Here is a 16,002-nt window from a genome sequence, read left to right as displayed (position 1 = left end):
GGATCAGATCCCCACCGTGAAGCCGTCGGACCAGCTCTGCATCTGCTGCACGATGCCGTCCCAGGCGCCGGTCAGCAGCAGCAGGCCCGTACCGATCATCATGACCCCCCCGATCCGCATCACCCAGGCGTAGTGCCGTTTGACCCAGCCGAACGCGCCGAGCGCCTTGCGGAAGGCGATCGCGGCGAGCACGAAGGGGATACCGAGGCCGAGGCAGTAGGCGACGGTCAGGAGGGCGCCGCGGCCGGCGCTGCCCTGGTCGGAGGAGAGCATCAGGACGGAGGAGAGGGTCGGGCCGATGCAGGGCGTCCAGCCGATACCGAAGAGCGCGCCGAGCAGGGGCGCGCCCACGAGGCCGGTGGTGGGCCGCTGGTGGAACCGGAACTCGCGCTGGGTCAGCCAGGGCATCAGGCCCATGAAGAAGACGCCCAGCAGGATCATGAGGACGCCGAGCACCTTGGACAGGGTGTCCCGGTATTCCTGGAGCGTCGCCCCGAAGTACCCGAACAGCGCCCCGCCGGAGACGAACACGGCGGTGAAGCCGACGACGAACAGCGAGGCGCCCATGGCCATCCGGCCCCGCCGGGCCTCGGCCAGATCGGTACCGGCGACCCCCGTGACATACGAGAGATAGCCCGGGACGAGCGGCAGGACGCACGGCGAGAAGAAGGAGACGAGTCCGCCGAGGAGGGCGACGGGCAGGGCGACCAGCAGCGCCCCGTCGCGGACCGTCTCGTTGCCTTCGGCGACCGCCGCGAGCGTGACCATTGCGCTCACGTCACTTCTCCGCGACGACGGGGTCGATCATCGCGCGCAGCTTCTCCTCGGTCAGAGGCTGGAGCGTGCGCGCGGCGATCTTGCCGTCCCGGTCGATGACGAGCGTGGAGGGGATGGCCTGCGGGTTGAGCGTGCCCTTCTTGAAGCGCAGCATCAGCTTGCCGGTCGGGTCGTACAGGCTCGGGTAGGTGACCCCGTACTCCTTCTCGAAGGCGCGGGCCGGGCCGGTGCTGGTGTCGCGGGTGTTGATGCCCACGAACTGGACGCCGTTGCGCTCGTTGTCCTTGGCGACCTTGACGAAGTTCGACGCCTCGGCGCGGCACGGCGGGCACCAGGAGCCCCAGACGTTGAGGACGACGATCTTGCCCTTGTAGGAGGCGACGTCGAGCTTCTTGCCGTCGATCGTGGTGCCGGACAGGTCGGGGGCGGTGTCCCGCTCGCCCTTCTTGACGGTCGCGATGCCGTCCTTGCCGGTGATGAAGTTGGTGTTGCCCGAGCCCCCGGAGACGCCGCCGGAACCGCACGCGGTCAGCACGAGCGCCGCGACGGCGGCCCCGGCAGAGGCGAGGACGGCATGGCGGCGACTGCGGCCAGGGCCTGTGTTGAGTTGCCCGTCGTTCGCCCGGAGGGCGGGCGTCGCGGCGTCTGGTGCGGTGCCTCGCGAGGCGGAGGGTCGCCCGCGTACTGGGCGTACGCGGGCGATCCCGACAACGCGGCGAGGCTCTGTGCCAGGCGTCGCGACGCAGGCGGGCAACTCAACACAGGCCCTGAGGGTGCGGTTCAGGCGCTGCGGGGCGCGGCAGGCGGCACTCATGTGAAAAGTTTCGCATGTCCGTTCCGAGGATCTTGCGCACCCCCCTCGCGGGTGGAAACCCGCATTTCAGGCGGCCTTCGACGGGTCCCCCGAGGCCCCCGTGCCGGTGGCGGCGAGGAACTCCTTCCAGCCCCCCGTCGGCTGCTGCCCGACGTCCAGCGACTGGAGCCTTTGGACCACCTCGGGCCGCTGGGCGTCGAGCCAGTCCGCGAATTGCCGGAAGGAGACGAGCCGTATGTCGGCGCCCTTCTCCTTCTCGCGCGCGATGTGCTTGAACGCTTCTTCCACGGCGTCCATATAGATGCCGCCGTTCCACTGCTCGAAGTGGTTGCCTATGAAGAACGGCGCCCTGTTCGTCTTATATGCCCGGTCAAATCCCGCTATGTAGGAGTCCGTTGCCTGCTTGCGCCAGCCCGGGTAGTTGTGCGCGGGTGCCTTGGTCGAGTTGATCGACTGGTTGGCGAGGATGTTGTAGTCCATCGACAGCACCTCGAACCGGTGCCCGGGGAACGGGATGAGCTGGAGCGGGAGGTCCCACAGCCCCTGCTTCTTCTCCGGCCAGCGCTGCCGCCCGCCCGGCGAGGAGGCGTCGTAGCGCCAGCCCAGCTCGCGGGCCGTGGGCAGCAGGTTGTCCTGGCCGAGGAGGCAGGGCGTACGGCCGCCGACCAGCTCCTTGTCGTAGTCGAACGGGAGCGGCTCCAGGTCCTTGAACCCGGTGTTGGTGCGCCATTCCTTGACGAAGGACTTGGCCTGGTCTATCTCGTTGCGCCACTGCTTCGGCGTCCAGTTCCCGACCGTGCCGAAACCGGAACAGAAATGGCCGTTGAAATGGGTGCCTATCTCATGGCCTTCGAGCCAGGCGCGGCGGACGTTCTTCAGCGTGGCGCGAATGTGGTCGTCGGTGAGATATCCGATGTCCGAGGCGCCCGGCTGGTTGTTCGGCGGCAGATACATACGCTTCTTCGCCTCCGGGAGGACATACAGCCCGGAGAGGAAGAACGTCATGTGCGCGCCGTGATTCTTGGCGAGGTCGAGAAAGCGCGGGAAGAGGCCGTTGCCGACTTCTCCGGCGCCGTCCCAGGAGAACACCACGAACTGGGGCGGGGTCTGGCCGGGCTCCAGCGGTGCGGGCTTGTCCGGCTGGTTCGGCTGCGCGCCGGTGTCGGCGGTGGAGCCGTCACCGAGCGGACGTACGGGAGCGCTGGGGCCGGAACTTCCGGCAGCGCCCTTGCCGGGGCCGCCCGGCTTCGTACCCCCCTGCTGGGACCCGCACGCGGCCAGTCCCATCGCCGCTGCCGCGCCCGCTCCGAGCCCGATCAGTCCCCGTCGGCCGATGCCCCGCATTACGTTCCCCATTTCATCGCGCCCTCTTGGTGGTCACCCCGGCAGTCGACGTGCCGCGGCACTAGGCAAGAGGGCGCGATGAAGAGGGCGGTTCCCGAACGCGCCCCCGTCGCACCGGGCTTTACGCGGATACGCGTCCGCGGGAGCCCGGCGGCACGGCGGTGCGCTCAGGCGCCGAACGCCTTTTGCTTTCCCTTCACCGGCTTGGCGCCCGCGAGGAGATGAGCGGGCACGAGGTCCCGGGCCGGCTCGGAGTACCCCACCGACACGATCTTGTCGCCCTGGTACGTGAACGTGGTCAGGGAGGCGAGCGTGCACTGCCGCCTGCGCGGGTCGTGCCACAGCCGCCGCTTCTCCACGAAGCTGCGCACGATCCAGATCGGCAGTTGATGGCTGACGCACACGGCCTCATGGCCGCGCGCGGCGTCCTTGGCGGCGTCCAGCGCGGCCATCATCCGGACGACCTGCTCCAGATACGGCTCGCCCCAGGACGGCTTGAACGGGTTGACGAGGTGCTTCCAGTTCTCCGGCCGCCGCAGCGCGCCGTCACCCACGCCGAAGGTCTTGCCCTGGAAGACGTTGTCGGCCTCGATGAGCCGCTCGTCGGCGGCCAGGTCGAGCCCGTGCGCCTTGGCGATCGGGGTGGCCGTCTCCTGCGCCCGCTCCAGCGGGGAGGCGACGACGTGGGTGATGTCCCGGGAGGCGAGGTGGTCGGCGACCCGCTCGGCCATCTGCCGACCGAGGTCGGACAGGTGGTACCCGGGCAGCCGCCCGTAGAGGATCCCCTCGGGGTTGGCGACCTCGCCGTGCCGCATCAGATGGACGACGGTGATGTCACTCATGCCGCTGTGGCCTCCGCTGCCGCACGGGCCGCCGCCGGGAGGGCGTCGGCGATCTTCTGGACCACTCGCTCGTCATGGGCCGTGGAGACGAACCAGGACTCGAACGCCGACGGCGGCAGGTACACGCCCTGCGAGAGGAGGGAGTGGAAGAACGCCGTGAACCGGAAGGTCTCCTGGCTCTTGGCGTCCTCGTAGTTGTGCACCGGCCGGTCGGTGAAGAACACGGTGAACATGTTGGAGGCGTTCTGCACCTGGTGGGCGACGCCCTCCTTGGCGAGCGCGTCCGTGACGAGCGTACGGATCTCGGCGGAGACCGCGTTCACCTTGTCGTACGCGGCGTCGTCGAGGAGGCGGAGCTGGGCGAGGCCCGCGGCGGTCGCGATCGGGTTCCCGGAGAGGGTGCCGGCCTGGTAGACGGGCCCGGCCGGGGCGAGGTACGCCATGACGTCCGCGCGCCCGCCGAAGGCCGCGGCGGGGAAGCCGCCGCCCATGACCTTGCCGAAGGTCACCAGGTCGGGCGCGACGCCGTCGACGCCGTACCAGCCGGCCTTGCTGGTCCGGAAGCCGGTCATGACCTCGTCGGAGATGTACAGCGCGCCGTTCTCCTGGCAGAGGTCCTTCAGCCCCTGGTTGAACCCGGGCAGCGGCGGCACGACGCCCATGTTGCCGGGCGAGGCCTCCGTGATCACACAGGCGATCTCGCCGGGGTGGGCGGCGAAGGCGGCGCGGACGGCGTCGAGGTCGTTGTAGGGCAGGACGATGGTGTCCCCGGCCTGGGCACCGGTGACACCCGGGGTGTCGGGCAGCGCGAAGGTGGCCACACCACTGCCGGCCGCGGCGAGCAGCGCATCGACATGGCCGTGGTAACAACCGGCGAACTTGATCACCTTGGACCGCTGGGTGAACCCGCGGGCCAGCCGGATCGCCGACATCGTGGCCTCGGTCCCGCTGGAGACGAGACGCACCTGCTCGACCGGCTCGATCCGGGCGACGATCTCCTCGGCCAGCGCGACCTCGCCCTCACCGGGCGCACCGAAGGAGGTGCCGCGGGAGACGGCCTCCTGAACCGCCGCGATCACCTCCGGGTGGGCGTGCCCGAGGATCAGGGGTCCCCACGAACACACGAGGTCGACGTATTCACGTCCATCTGCATCGGTCAGATAGGGGCCGCTGCCGGACACCATGAACCGGGGCGTACCGCCCACGGCTCCGAAGGCGCGCACCGGAGAGTTCACGCCTCCTGGCGTGACGACCGCCGCGCGCTCGAAAAGAGTCTGCGAAACTGGGGCTTCGTACGGATAGCTCACACAAGCCATGGTGTCAGAGGCCGCGACGAACCTGCGGACAGGTGTTTCCACGCACGTTTCGGCGAGCGGCCGCGGGGGAGGTCACTGACACGATGATCAGGTTGCGCGGCGGGGGCCACGCGTCCTAGAACAGCAGTCGGGTGGAGATATGCATCGCGGTGGCGGACTGGGCGAGGGGACCGATGACCTGGGTCCTCGGCGTGCCCGGCGGGGAAGGCACCGGCGCGACGCGGAGGAGAGCGAGACACGTCGGGCACAGGGGTCGCACGAGGCGCATGAACCCTCCGGTTCCCGCGGTTCACAGCTCCCACAGAGTTCGCAGAACACTCAGGGCACGCAAAACCCTCCGGGATCCCAGGGCGGGCCTGACAGAATCGACCGGGCGGCCCGCAGGGACCGCAGGAACCACACGGCCGACCGACTGGGGGCAGGGAGCGGGAATGGTGGCCGGGTGGGGGTGACGTACAAGTACTTCGGCGCGCCGGACGGCGCCACGGCGGCGCGCGTCCCGATCTCGATGCGCCCCGAGGAACTGGGCGGTGACGAGCTCGGCATGGGCGGGATGTTCACCAAGATCAAGCCGGAGACGATGGCGGCGATGGTCCTCACCGGCATCGAGGGCGTCCCGCTGCACAAGGTCCCCCCGCTTGAACTGGTGGTCCTGCACCCCGACTACGCGGTGGTCAAACTCCCCATGACGGTCGTGGACCCGCTCCGCGGCATCGGCGAGGAGGCGGTGGGCGCGGCAGCCTTCATCTGGTCCACGGTCCCGGACCGCGGCGGCCCACGCGACGCGTTCAACGTGTACCAACTCCTGCACGAATGGCAGGACTTCAGCCACCGGCTGCATGAGGCGGGACATCAGGCTTACTGCTTGGTGTGGCCCTGAGCCGCGGTCATGGGTAGCGGACAGGCCTGCCGTTGAGGGTCTGCGTAGCAGCGAGGGCCGGCCCTGAGCCAGGGCCGGCCCTCTGATGGTGGTGCGGTTACCGCGTCAGGGCGGTTACTTGACCGTCACCGTCACCGGCTGCGAGACCACGTCACCGGCGCGGACCCTGAGCTGTTCCTGGCCCTTGTAGTCGAGCCGGGTGTCCAGGCGGTAGTTGTAGTTCTTGTCGATCGTGTAGTGGAGCTCGGTCTTGATCGGCGCCCACTTGCCGCTGTAGTAGCGCTCGATCACGACGGGGCTGCCTGTCTTCAGGCCGTCGGTGCGCCCGGTGAGGGTCACCTTCTCGCCCGCCATGACCTCGGTCCTGTCGGCCTTGGTGGTGATCGAGGCCGAGCGCTCGTTGATGTTCGGGTCCTGCTTGAGGGTCGCCTTGGGCTCCGCCATACGCGTCGCCTTGGGGTTGGGGTTCGGCTCGGCGGCGAACGCGCCGGCCGTACCGGCCGTCAGCAGTGCCGCGGACAGGGCGCCGACGGCGAGGACACGGGTGGAGCGGGTGCGAAGTGAGGATTTCACGTTGGACTCCTGTACTGAGACAGTTCCCCCGCTACGGACTCCCCCAGCGCGCGCACCATTGAGATTGGCACGTAACCAATCCGTCGGCGACCGGGATTTCACCGCTTTGCCACGAAGTCATCGGACATATCAGTGACCCCCTGTCATCGAAGCAGGTGAGAACAGCGGCCATATGACCTAGTTATTACCTTTGCCCCACCTACGCTGGTAGCCGCGAACCGTTCGCAGAGCCTCGGGCCAGGGGAGCAACGCCGATGACCGCCATGGAGCGCACCCGCGGGAACCGGCTGCGGGCCTGGATGCTGGAAGGCCTGTCCGACATGGGCAAGGGTGCCAAGCGCGCTCCCCAGGAGCCGCACGCCCCGCCCGCGCCCCCGCACGAAGGCCGGCGCTGGTGGCGGGTGATGTGCCTGACCGGTGTCGACTACTTCTCCACCCTCGGCTACCAGCCCGGCATCGCCGCCCTCGCCGCCGGACTGCTCTCCCCGCTCGCCACCATCGTCCTCGTCCTCGTCACGCTCGCCGGTGCCCTGCCCGTCTACCGCCGCGTCGCCCGCGAGAGCCCGCACGGCCAGGGCTCCATCGCCATGCTCGAACGCCTGCTCTCCTTCTGGAAGGGCAAGCTCTTCGTCCTGACCCTCCTCGGCTTCGCCGCCACCGACTTCCTGATCACCATCACCCTCTCCGCCGCCGACGCCGCCACCCACCTCATCGAGAACCCTCATCTCAGCAGCGTCCTGCGCGGCCACCAGATGCTCATCACGCTGCTGCTCATCGCCCTGCTCGGCGCGGTCTTCCTCAAGGGCTTCCTCGAAGCCATCGGCGTGGCCGTCGCCCTGGTCGGGATCTATCTCGCCCTCAACGCCGTCGTCGTGGTCGCGGGCCTGTGGCATGTGCTCACCGCGGAGCATGTGATCACCGACTGGACCGGCTCCCTGATGAGCGCCCACCACGGCAACGTCCTCGCCATGGTCGGCGTCGCCCTGATCGTCTTCCCCAAGCTCGCCCTCGGCCTGTCCGGCTTCGAGACCGGCGTGGCCGTCATGCCGCATGTGCGGGGCGACCCCGGTGACACCGAGGAGCGGCCCACGGGCCGGATCCGGGACACCCGGAAGCTGCTGACCACCGCCGCCGTCATCATGAGCGGCTTCCTGATCACCACCAGCTTCATCACCACCCTGCTCATCCCGGCACCGGCGTTCAGGGCGGGCGGCCCGGCGAACGGCCGGGCGCTGGCGTATCTGGCGCACGTCTACCTCGGCAACACCTTCGGCACGGTCTACGACGTCTCGACGATCACGATCCTCTGGTTCGCGGGCGCCTCCGCCATGGCCGGGCTGCTCAACCTGATGCCCCGCTATCTGCCCCGCTACGGCATGGCCCCGCACTGGGCCGGTGCCGTACGCCCCATGGTCATCGTCTTCATCCTGATCGCCTTCCTGGTGACCTGGATCTTCAACGCCAGCGTCGACGCCCAGGGCAGCGCCTACGCCACCGGCGTCCTCGTACTGATCAGCTCCGCCGCCATCGCGGTGACCGTCGCCGCGCGCCGGGCCCGCCAGAAGCGGTGGACGGCCGTCTTCGCCGCCATCTCCGCCGTGTTCCTCTACACCACCGTCGCCAACGTCTTCGAACGACCGGACGGGGTGAAGATCGGCGCCTGCTTCATCGCCGGGATCATCCTCGTCTCACTGCTGTCCCGGCTCGCCCGCTCCTTCGAGCTGCGGGTGACCGAGGTGATCCTGGACGACATGGCGCAGCGGTTCGTCCGTGACATCGCCAGCCGGAAGATGCGGTTCATCGCGAACGAGCCCGGCGCCCGCGACCTCGCCGAGTACCGCGGCAAGATCGAGCAGATCCGCGCCGACAACGACGTCCCGTCGCTGGAGGACTTCGTCTTCGTGGAGGTGACGGTCCGCGACCCCTCGGAGTTCGAGGCGGGGCTGACCGTACGGGGCGAGGTCCTGCACGACCGCTATCGCGTCCTCAGCCTGGAGTCGTCCTCCGTCCCCAACGCGCTCGCCGCCCTGCTGCTGCACGTCCGCGACACCACCGGCCGCACCCCGCACATCTACTTCGAGTGGACCGAGGGCAACCCGTTCGCGAACTTCCTGCGCTTCTTCCTCTTCGGGCAGGGCGAGGTGGCCCCGGTGACCAGGGAGGTCCTGCGCGAGGCGGAGCCCGACCGCACCCGGCGGCCCCGCGTCCACGTCGGCTGAGGGCACCGGCACGGGGCGACGGCTTCCGGGTGCGGTCCGCCGCGGTCCGCTGCGGTCACTCGCCGCCCGGCTGCCGTCCCCCGCCCGCCGTGAACCCGATGACCGAGCCGCCGCCCGCCCGCCGGTACGCGAACGACGCGCCCCCGTGCGAGGTCGCCACCTCGCGCACGATCGACAGGCCGAGGCCCGAGCCCGGCAGGCTCCTGGCGTCCGCGGCCCGGTAGAAGCGGTCGAAGATCCGCAGAAGGTCGCCCTCCTCGATGCCCGGCCCCCGGTCGAGGACCTCCACGCGCACACTGCCCGGCAGCGAGCCCGTTCCCGGCTCCTCGTCACCGTCCTTCAGCGCCGTGGCGGGCAGCGCCCCCCGGCCGTTCACGGCCCCGTCCACCGCCCCGTCGTCCATGACCCCTGCGATGTCTCCAGCCACGTACCGGCCGGAAGCCCGCGCGCCGAACGCCGCCTGCCGGGGCACGGACCGGGGCTCGGGCCAGGACTCCGGCCACGGCGGCTGCTCCGGCCCCGTGACGACCACCTCGATCGGCGCGGTGCCCTCGCGGTCGAACTTCGCCGCGTTCTCCAGCAGGTTGGACACCGCCCGCTGCAGAGCCGAGGCGCGCCCGTCGACCGTCGTGTCGCCGGTGACCCGGACGGCGATCTCGCGCCCCAGGCGACGGCGCGCGATCGCCGCCGCGTCCTCGGCGACATCGGCGAGCGTCAGCCGCTGCACCGGTTCCGTGTCGCACTGCCCGGCCGCCAGATCGACCAGTTCATTGACCAGGTCGGTCAACTCCCGTGATTCCTGGGCGAGATCGGCCACCAGCTCCTCACGGGCCGCGGGCGGCAGTTCGTCGATGCGGCGCAGCAGCGAGATGTTCGTCCGCAGGGACGTCAGCGGCGTACGGAGTTCGTGCCCGGCGTCCTGCACCAGTCGGCGCTGGTCCTCCTCCGACTGCGCCAGCCGCCCCAGCATGCGGTCGAAGGAGCGGCCGAGGCGGGCCACCTCGTCATTGCCGGTGACCGATACCTGGACGCCGAGCCGCCGCGTGCGCGCCACCCCCTCGGCGGCACCGGCCAGCCGCACCAGCCGCCCCGTGATCCGCCGCGCCAGCCACCAGCCGAACAGCCCGGCGGCCACCACCACCGCGCCCATCAGCAGGGCCGTACGCCGCTGCAGACTGCGCAACAGGTCCTCGGTGCCGCTGAGTTCCTGGGCGACCTGCACGGCGCCATGGCCCCGGCCGAGCCCGACCGTCGCCACCCGGTAGACAACGCCGCCGACATCGACGCTCCGGTGCTCCACCAGCTCGCCCGCCCCGACGGCGGCGGCGACACGCCGGTCCTCGGCGCGGACGGGCAGCACCGTGTTGGAGTGGCCGACGACCGCCCCGCCGGGGCCGAGCACCTGGACGACCGTACGGCTGGGCCGGATGATCTCCTCTCGCGGAGAGCCGTGGTCCCGGTCGGAGACGGCGAAGTCCTGCGGCGTCAGCGGCTTGCGGCCCACCTGGTCCCGCAGGTCGGCCACGACCTGGACGAAGACGGTCTGCTGGTCCACGCGTACGAGGCGCGCGGCGGCGTCGTAACTGAGGAAGCCGACGAGGACGGTGACCCCGGCGGCCACGGCCGCGAAGGACACGGTGAAGGTGGTCCGCAGCGACGACATCCGCCGCAGCCGGGACCGCAGCCGCAGCCGGGCGCGCAGCTCTCGCGGCAGCCGCCGCCACAGGCGCACGGCCGCAGTGGGAGGCACCGGTCAGTCCTCCCTCAGCACATACCCCACGCCGCGCACCGTGTGGATGAGTGCCGGGGCCCCCGGCCCGTCGAGCTTGCGCCGCAGGTAACCCACGTAGACGGCGAGGTTCTTGGAGCCGGGGCCGAAGTCGTAGCCCCAGATACGGTCGTAGATGGTGGCGTGGTCGAGGACGATACCGGCGTTGCGGGCGAGCAGCTCCAGCAGGTCGAACTCGGTGCGGGTCAGCTCCAGTTCGCGCGCGCCACGCCAGGCGCGGCGCGCCTGCACGTCCATGCGCAGCCCGGCGACGGACACCTGGCCGGTGGGGATCCGCTCCTCTTCCTTCTCCCTGGGCGCCTCGGGGGCGGTGCCGTTGGTGCGCCGCAGCAGGGCTCTGAGCCGGGCGAAGACCTCGTCGACGTCGAACGGCTTCACCACGTAGTCATCGGCGCCCGCGTCCAGGCCCGCGATGCGGTCGGCGGTCTCCACCAGGGCGGTGAGCATCAGGATCGGGGTGCGGTCGCCCTCGGCGCGCAGGACACGGCACACCTGGAGGCCGTCGATGCCGGGCATCATCACGTCGAGGACGAGTATGTCGGGCCTGGTGCGATGGGCCTGGGCGAGGGCCTCCACCCCGTCGGCCACGGCGGTCACCGCGTAGCCCTCCAGCGTCAGCGCGCGTTCCAGGGCATGGCGGATGGCGCGGTCGTCCTCGGCGAGCAGCACGGTCTGGGTCACCCGACCAGTCTGCCAAGGCCAGGACGGTACTCCACCGGCTCGGGGGGCCGCGAAGGGGCTTCTTACCCCCCTCTCACCGCTCGGCGCGTGGCGGCTTACCCGGTCGGGCCGGGGCCTGGGCTATGCGCGCCCGCACGCTCCGCCGCACACCCCGCCGTTGTCAGTACCCGCTCCTACGATCCGTCCATGGCCTCCCCACGGCGTGACACACGCGGGATCGTCGACGCCGCCGAACTCTTCGCGCGCGTCTCCTTCCGGCGCCACGAGCCGGCCGAGCCGCTGCGCCCGTATCTGGAGCACTACTGGCTGCTGGACTGGGACCTGCCGAAGCCGCACGCGTCGCAGGTCGTCCCGCATCCGTCGGTGAACATCGTCTTCCAGCGCTACGGCGGCCAGCCGCCCTTCGGCGAGATCTCGGGCGTCGGCCTCGGGCTGTTCACCCAGCGGCTGGAGGGCAGGGGCCGGGTGTGCGGGATCCAGTTCCGGCCGGGCGGCTTCCGTCCCTTCGCGCCCGGCCGCCCGGTGACGCACTGGACGAACCGCCGTGTCCCGCTGCCCGAGGTGTACCCGGCCGCGGACCCCGCCGCGGTCCTCACCCCCGAGGACGAACACGCGCGCGTGGCCGCCCTGGACGCCTTCCTGCTGAGCCTCGGCCCCCGCCCGGACCCGCGGGCCGACCTCGCGACAGCCCTCGTCGACCGCATCCGCACGGACCGCGCGATCCGGCGGGTCGCCGACTTCGCACGGGCGGAAGGCCTGTCCGTACGGGTCCTCCAGCGCCTGTTCGCCGCGTATGTGGGGGTGGGCCCGAAGTGGGTCATCCTGCGCTACCGCATCCACGAGGCGCTGGAGCGCGCGGAGACCGAGCGGGCCGTGGACTGGGCGGGCCTGGCGGCCGACCTCGGCTATGCCGACCAGGCCCATCTGGTACGGGACTTCACGGCGACGGTGGGGGTGCCACCGACCGCGTACGCACCTCGCGCGGGCAGTCACGGCTAGCCCGTCGTACGCCCTCCCGCGGGTGCGTCGGAAGCGGCGTGCGAGGGTGGCCGCATGCTGATCCTCCGCTCCGCCGCCCTCTTCGTCGTCGCCGCGCTGTTCGAGATCGGCGGCGCCTGGCTCGTCTGGCAGGGCGTACGCGAGCACCGCGGCTGGATGTGGATCGGCGCGGGTGTGATGGCCCTCGGCGTCTACGGCTTCGTCGCCACCCTCCAGCCGGACGCGCACTTCGGGCGCATCCTCGCCGCGTACGGCGGTGTCTTCGTGGCGGGCTCCCTGGCCTGGGGCACCGTGGCGGACGGCTACCGGCCCGACCGCTGGGATCTGACGGGCGCGCTGATCTGCCTCGCCGGGATGGCCGTGATCATGTGGGCGCCGCGCGGGCACTGACGTCGCCACGGGCTCCGCGGGGGCCACGCCTACGACACTCCGCCGGACCTCGCCCCGGGCACCTATCCTGGGCGGGAGTCGCTCGCACGGCCCGGCACCCCGGGTGAACGGCCCACCGGGACCGAGCGCGGCGCACGCGCCCCGTACCCACCGATCCGTATGCCCGTCCGCACGGGCCTGCCGTCCGAGGAGCAGCCCATGACCGCCGCCGCACCCTCCGCCGCCTCCCCCATCGCCGTCGTCACCGGCGCGAGCAGCGGAATCGGTGCCGCAACGGCCCGCCGGCTCGCCGCCGAGGGCTACCGCGTCGTCCTCACCGCCCGCCGCAAGGACCGGATCGAGGCGCTCGCGGAGGAGCTGAACGCCGCGGGGTACGCGGCGGCGGCGTACGCGCTGGACGTCACCGAGCGCGGGGCGGTCGACGCGTTCGCGACCGCCTTCAAGACCGTCGGCGTCCTGGTCAACAACGCGGGCGGCGCGCTCGGCGCGGACCCGGTCGCGACCGGTGACCCCGACGACTGGCGCCGGATGTACGAGACGAACGTCCTCGGCACCCTGAACGTCACCCAGGCCCTGCTGCCCGCGCTGACCGCGAGCGGCGACGGCACCGTGGTGGTGGTCTCCTCGACCGCGGGCCTCGCCACGTACGAGGGCGGCGCGGGCTATGTCGCCGCCAAGCACGCCGAGCACGTCCTCGCCGAGACGCTCCGCCTGGAGATCGTCGGCACCCCGGTCCGGGTGATCGAGGTCGCCCCCGGCATGGTGAAGACGGACGAGTTCGCGCTGACCCGCTTCGACGGCGACAAGGAGAAGGCGGCCAAGGTGTACGAGGGCGTCGCCGATCCGCTCACGGCCGAGGACGTGGCCGACACGATCGGCTGGGCGGTCACCCGGCCCAGCCATGTCAACATCGACCTGCTGGTGGTCCGCCCGCGCGCCCAGGCCTCGAACACCAAGGTCCACCGGGAGAAGCGATGACGGAGCCGACCCCGGAAGAGGAGCGCGAGGAGCGCGAGCGCAGCGCGGAGCAGCAGCGCCTGGCGCTGGAGAAGAAGCGCGAGCGCTATGTCTGGTACTACCTCGCGTACTTTCTCTTCGGCATCCACCTAGTGGCGTTCGTGATGATCTTCGCGGTGAAGCACGCGAAGTGACCGTCCAGGTCCTGTCCGACAGGACCTGGCGCGTCAGCCCTTCACACAGACGACCTGCTTGAGCTTCGCCACGACCTCGACCAGGTCGCGCTGCTGGTCGATGACCTGCTCGATCGGCTTGTACGCGCCCGGGATCTCGTCGACCACGCCGGAGTCCTTGCGGCACTCCACGCCCCGCGTCTGGTCCTCCAGGTCCTTCGTCGAGAAGCGGCGCTTGGCCGCGCTGCGGCTCATCCGCCGACCCGCGCCGTGCGAGGCCGAGTTGAACGCCTGCGCGTTGCCGAGGCCCTTCACGATGTACGAACCCGTGCCCATCGAGCCCGGGATGATGCCGAACTCACCGGCACCGGCCCGGATCGCGCCCTTGCGGGTCACGAGCAGGTCCATGCCGTCGTACCGCTCCTCCGCCACGTAGTTGTGGTGGCAGGAGATCTCGGGCTCGAAGGTCGGCTTCGCCTTCTTGAACTCCTTGCGGACCGTGTCCTTCAGGAGCGCCATCATCAGCGTGCGGTTGTGCTTGGCGTACTCCTGCGCCCAGTACAGGTCGTTGCGGTACGCCGCCATCTGCGGGGTCTGCGCGACGAAGACGGCGAGGTCGCGGTCGACCAGGTCCTGGTTGTGCGGGAGCTTCTGGGCCACGCCGATGTGGTGTTCGGCCAGTTCCTTGCCGATGTTGCGGGAACCGGAGTGCAGCATCAGCCAGACGGCGCCGGTCGTGTCCGTGCAGACCTCGATGAAGTGGTTGCCCGAACCGAGCGTTCCCATCTGCTTGGTGGCGCGCTCCTGCCGGAACTTCACGGCGTCCGCGATCCCGTCGAACCGCCCCCAGAAGTCGTCCCACCCGGACGTCGCCAGGCCGTGGAACCGACCGGGGTCGACGGGGCTGTCGTGCATCCCGCGCCCCACCGGGATCGCCTGCTCGATCTTCGATCGCAGCCGCGACAGGTCCCCGGGCAGGTCGTTGACCGTGAGCGACGTACGGACCGCGGACATGCCGCAGCCGATGTCCACGCCGACCGCCGCCGGGCACACCGCGTCCCGCATCGCGATGACCGAACCGACCGTCGCGCCCTTGCCGTAGTGGACGTCCGGCATGACCGCGAGGCCCTTGATCCACGGCAGCGTCGCCACGTTCTGCAACTGCCGCAGTGCGGCGCCCTCGATGGCCGCCGGATCCGTCCACATCCGGATCGGGACCTTCGCCCCCGGTATCTCCGCGTACGACATATCCCCTCAACTCCCCCTGGAAAGCAATGAAAGTCTCAAAACGCAAAACCGGTGCCAAGGTCGACGTAAGGGACAACGGACCGGCGTCCGCGGCAGCGCGTGCGATAGACATTGTCTCCAGGGGCCCGCCCCGCGCGGCAACCCAATAACCAGCGACGAACCGTCGAGAGGAGCCTGACCGTGCAGCGGAAGGCGTATGTACCGGGCGCCGTCGTGCTCCTCGCGGCCCTGCTGGCCGCCTGCACCGGCAGCGGGGACGACAACAGCGCGACGGACGGCTCCCAGTCCGGTGGCTCCGCCGCCAGCGCCGCCGAGCCCGGCAAGTACCACACCCTCGCCGACGCGTGCGCCGCCGTGAGTCACGGCACACTCGACTCGCTCCTGCCCGGCATCAAGGAGATAGCCGACCCGGAGCAGCGCGACCGCGTCTACGAGGGCGAGGCCGACCTCACCTACAACAACGACCGGCGCTCGGGCTGCCGCTGGAAGGCCGAGTCGACCGGCGTCACGGACCATCTGCGCGTCGACTTCGAGCGGGTCGTGTCGTACGACACCACGGTCAGCGACGACAGCCGCGCCGAAGAGGTCTTCGCGGGCAAGGCGAAGGCCGCGGACATCCCTCTGCCCAGCGGCAGTTCGAGCGCCTCGGCGGACCACGACTCCGCTTCCCCCACGGAGGGCAAGGAGAGCGCGAGCCCCACCCCGTCCGGCTCCTCGTCCGCCGCCGCCTCCGGCACCCCGTCCGCCACGGACACCCCGATGGACCTTCAGCCGCGCGCCCTCGACGACCTCGGGGACGAGGCGTTCCTGGACGACCGGTCGGGCACCGCCCGGCAGCGCAGTGTGACTGTGGCGTTCCGCACGTCCAACGTGATCGTGACCATCGAGTACGACGAGCAGCCGACCGCCGCGGCAGCCGCCCCGAGCAGCGAGGAGATGCAGGACAAGGCGCAGAAGTTGGCCCATCGGCTGGCCGGTTCCCTCGGCTGACGCAGCCCCG

At 70.7% G+C, this 16,002-nt stretch carries 16 protein-coding genes; 7 read left to right on the top strand and 9 right to left on the bottom strand.

Annotated features, from left to right (window positions below; genetic code table 11):
* Positions 1-3 precede the first annotated feature (3 nt).
* From ACZ60T_RS30565 to hemL, 5 genes are all read right to left on the bottom strand, one after another.
* On the bottom strand, positions 4-777 hold the full coding sequence (locus ACZ60T_RS30565; RefSeq protein ID WP_469668865.1) for a cytochrome c biogenesis CcdA family protein: 774 nt from the start codon (positions 775-777) through the stop codon (positions 4-6).
* Position 778: 1 nt separating this feature from the next.
* Positions 779-1,480 (bottom strand): TlpA family protein disulfide reductase, encoded by a 702-nt coding sequence (locus ACZ60T_RS30560; RefSeq protein ID WP_469668959.1) that lies wholly within the window; start codon positions 1,478-1,480, stop codon positions 779-781.
* 177 nt (positions 1,481-1,657) lie between these two features.
* The gene (locus tag ACZ60T_RS30555) at positions 1,658-2,935 is read right to left on the bottom strand and encodes a polysaccharide deacetylase family protein (protein WP_469668958.1); all 1,278 of its coding nucleotides are present in this window, start codon (positions 2,933-2,935) and stop codon (positions 1,658-1,660) included.
* Positions 2,936-3,102: 167 nt separating this feature from the next.
* Positions 3,103-3,777 carry a histidine phosphatase family protein gene (locus tag ACZ60T_RS30550; protein ID WP_365633657.1) on the bottom strand — a complete coding sequence of 225 codons (675 nt, stop codon included), beginning with the start codon at positions 3,775-3,777 and terminating at the stop codon, positions 3,103-3,105.
* Positions 3,774-5,093: a glutamate-1-semialdehyde 2,1-aminomutase gene (hemL, locus tag ACZ60T_RS30545; RefSeq protein WP_365633789.1), complete on the bottom strand. Its 1,320-nt coding sequence runs from the start codon at positions 5,091-5,093 to the stop codon at positions 3,774-3,776. The genes ACZ60T_RS30550 and hemL overlap by 4 nt, the downstream gene beginning before the upstream one ends.
* Before the next feature lie 442 nt (positions 5,094-5,535).
* On the opposite strand from hemL, the gene ACZ60T_RS30540 reads away from it, so the two are divergent.
* Positions 5,536-5,973: a hypothetical protein gene (locus ACZ60T_RS30540; protein WP_030860612.1), complete on the top strand. Its 438-nt coding sequence runs from the start codon at positions 5,536-5,538 to the stop codon at positions 5,971-5,973.
* Between the two features lie 114 nt (positions 5,974-6,087).
* On the opposite strand, the gene ACZ60T_RS30535 is transcribed toward ACZ60T_RS30540, so the two are convergent.
* The gene (locus tag ACZ60T_RS30535) at positions 6,088-6,546 is read right to left on the bottom strand and encodes a hypothetical protein (protein WP_469668863.1); all 459 of its coding nucleotides are present in this window, start codon (positions 6,544-6,546) and stop codon (positions 6,088-6,090) included.
* Positions 6,547-6,800: 254 nt separating this feature from the next.
* Between ACZ60T_RS30535 and ACZ60T_RS30530 the strand changes: the two genes are divergently transcribed.
* Positions 6,801-8,765 carry an APC family permease gene (locus tag ACZ60T_RS30530; RefSeq protein WP_469668861.1) on the top strand — a complete coding sequence of 655 codons (1,965 nt, stop codon included), beginning with the start codon at positions 6,801-6,803 and terminating at the stop codon, positions 8,763-8,765.
* Between the two features lie 55 nt (positions 8,766-8,820).
* Here ACZ60T_RS30530 and ACZ60T_RS30525 read toward each other — a convergent pair whose 3' ends face one another.
* A complete protein-coding gene (locus tag ACZ60T_RS30525; protein WP_365633792.1) occupies positions 8,821-10,428 on the bottom strand; it encodes a sensor histidine kinase in 1,608 nt (535 codons plus the stop codon).
* Positions 10,429-10,518: 90 nt separating this feature from the next.
* Positions 10,519-11,235 carry a response regulator transcription factor gene (locus ACZ60T_RS30520; protein WP_469668860.1) on the bottom strand — a complete coding sequence of 239 codons (717 nt, stop codon included), beginning with the start codon at positions 11,233-11,235 and terminating at the stop codon, positions 10,519-10,521.
* A gap of 186 nt (positions 11,236-11,421) precedes the next feature.
* Between ACZ60T_RS30520 and ACZ60T_RS30515 the strand changes: the two genes are divergently transcribed.
* From ACZ60T_RS30515 to ACZ60T_RS30500, 4 genes are all read left to right on the top strand, one after another.
* On the top strand, positions 11,422-12,234 hold the full coding sequence (locus ACZ60T_RS30515) for a DUF6597 domain-containing transcriptional factor (RefSeq protein ID WP_469668859.1): 813 nt from the start codon (positions 11,422-11,424) through the stop codon (positions 12,232-12,234).
* 54 nt (positions 12,235-12,288) lie between these two features.
* A complete protein-coding gene (locus ACZ60T_RS30510; protein ID WP_365633679.1) occupies positions 12,289-12,624 on the top strand; it encodes a YnfA family protein in 336 nt (111 codons plus the stop codon).
* Positions 12,625-12,822: 198 nt separating this feature from the next.
* The gene (locus ACZ60T_RS30505) at positions 12,823-13,602 is read left to right on the top strand and encodes an SDR family NAD(P)-dependent oxidoreductase (protein ID WP_469668857.1); all 780 of its coding nucleotides are present in this window, start codon (positions 12,823-12,825) and stop codon (positions 13,600-13,602) included.
* Entirely contained in the window at positions 13,599-13,775 is a 177-nt protein-coding gene (locus ACZ60T_RS30500) for a hypothetical protein (RefSeq protein WP_469668856.1), read from the top strand. The genes ACZ60T_RS30505 and ACZ60T_RS30500 overlap by 4 nt, the downstream gene beginning before the upstream one ends.
* Before the next feature lie 33 nt (positions 13,776-13,808).
* Here the strand turns inward: ACZ60T_RS30500 and ACZ60T_RS30495 are convergent, their stop codons facing one another.
* On the bottom strand, positions 13,809-15,002 hold the full coding sequence (locus tag ACZ60T_RS30495; RefSeq protein WP_469668854.1) for an RtcB family protein: 1,194 nt from the start codon (positions 15,000-15,002) through the stop codon (positions 13,809-13,811).
* Positions 15,003-15,182: 180 nt separating this feature from the next.
* Between ACZ60T_RS30495 and ACZ60T_RS30490 the strand changes: the two genes are divergently transcribed.
* On the top strand, positions 15,183-15,992 hold the full coding sequence (locus ACZ60T_RS30490; RefSeq protein WP_469668853.1) for a DUF3558 domain-containing protein: 810 nt from the start codon (positions 15,183-15,185) through the stop codon (positions 15,990-15,992).
* Positions 15,993-16,002 lie beyond the last annotated feature (10 nt).

Source organism: Streptomyces sp. NPDC104371 (assembly GCF_055583785.1).
The sequence above is the reverse complement of the archived record's forward strand: the minus strand, read 5'-3'. Positions and strand labels throughout refer to the sequence as shown.

Bases quoted from the DNA above. Each gene is read 5' to 3' on its own strand.
- ACZ60T_RS30555 (WP_469668958.1), bottom strand. From the start codon at position 2,935: ATGCGGGGCATCGGCCGACGGGGACTGATCGGGCTCGGAGCGGGCGCG.
- ACZ60T_RS30550 (WP_365633657.1), bottom strand. From the start codon at position 3,777: ATGAGTGACATCACCGTCGTCCATCTGATGCGGCACGGCGAGGTCGCC.
- hemL (WP_365633789.1), bottom strand. From the start codon at position 5,093: ATGGCTTGTGTGAGCTATCCGTACGAAGCCCCAGTTTCGCAGACTCTT.
- ACZ60T_RS30530 (WP_469668861.1), top strand. From the start codon at position 6,801: ATGACCGCCATGGAGCGCACCCGCGGGAACCGGCTGCGGGCCTGGATG.
- ACZ60T_RS30525 (WP_365633792.1), bottom strand. From the start codon at position 10,428: ATGTCGTCGCTGCGGACCACCTTCACCGTGTCCTTCGCGGCCGTGGCC.
- ACZ60T_RS30515 (WP_469668859.1), top strand. From the start codon at position 11,422: ATGGCCTCCCCACGGCGTGACACACGCGGGATCGTCGACGCCGCCGAA.
- ACZ60T_RS30510 (WP_365633679.1), top strand. From the start codon at position 12,289: ATGCTGATCCTCCGCTCCGCCGCCCTCTTCGTCGTCGCCGCGCTGTTC.
- ACZ60T_RS30505 (WP_469668857.1), top strand. From the start codon at position 12,823: ATGACCGCCGCCGCACCCTCCGCCGCCTCCCCCATCGCCGTCGTCACC.
- ACZ60T_RS30500 (WP_469668856.1), top strand. From the start codon at position 13,599: ATGACGGAGCCGACCCCGGAAGAGGAGCGCGAGGAGCGCGAGCGCAGC.
- ACZ60T_RS30495 (WP_469668854.1), bottom strand. From the start codon at position 15,002: ATGTCGTACGCGGAGATACCGGGGGCGAAGGTCCCGATCCGGATGTGG.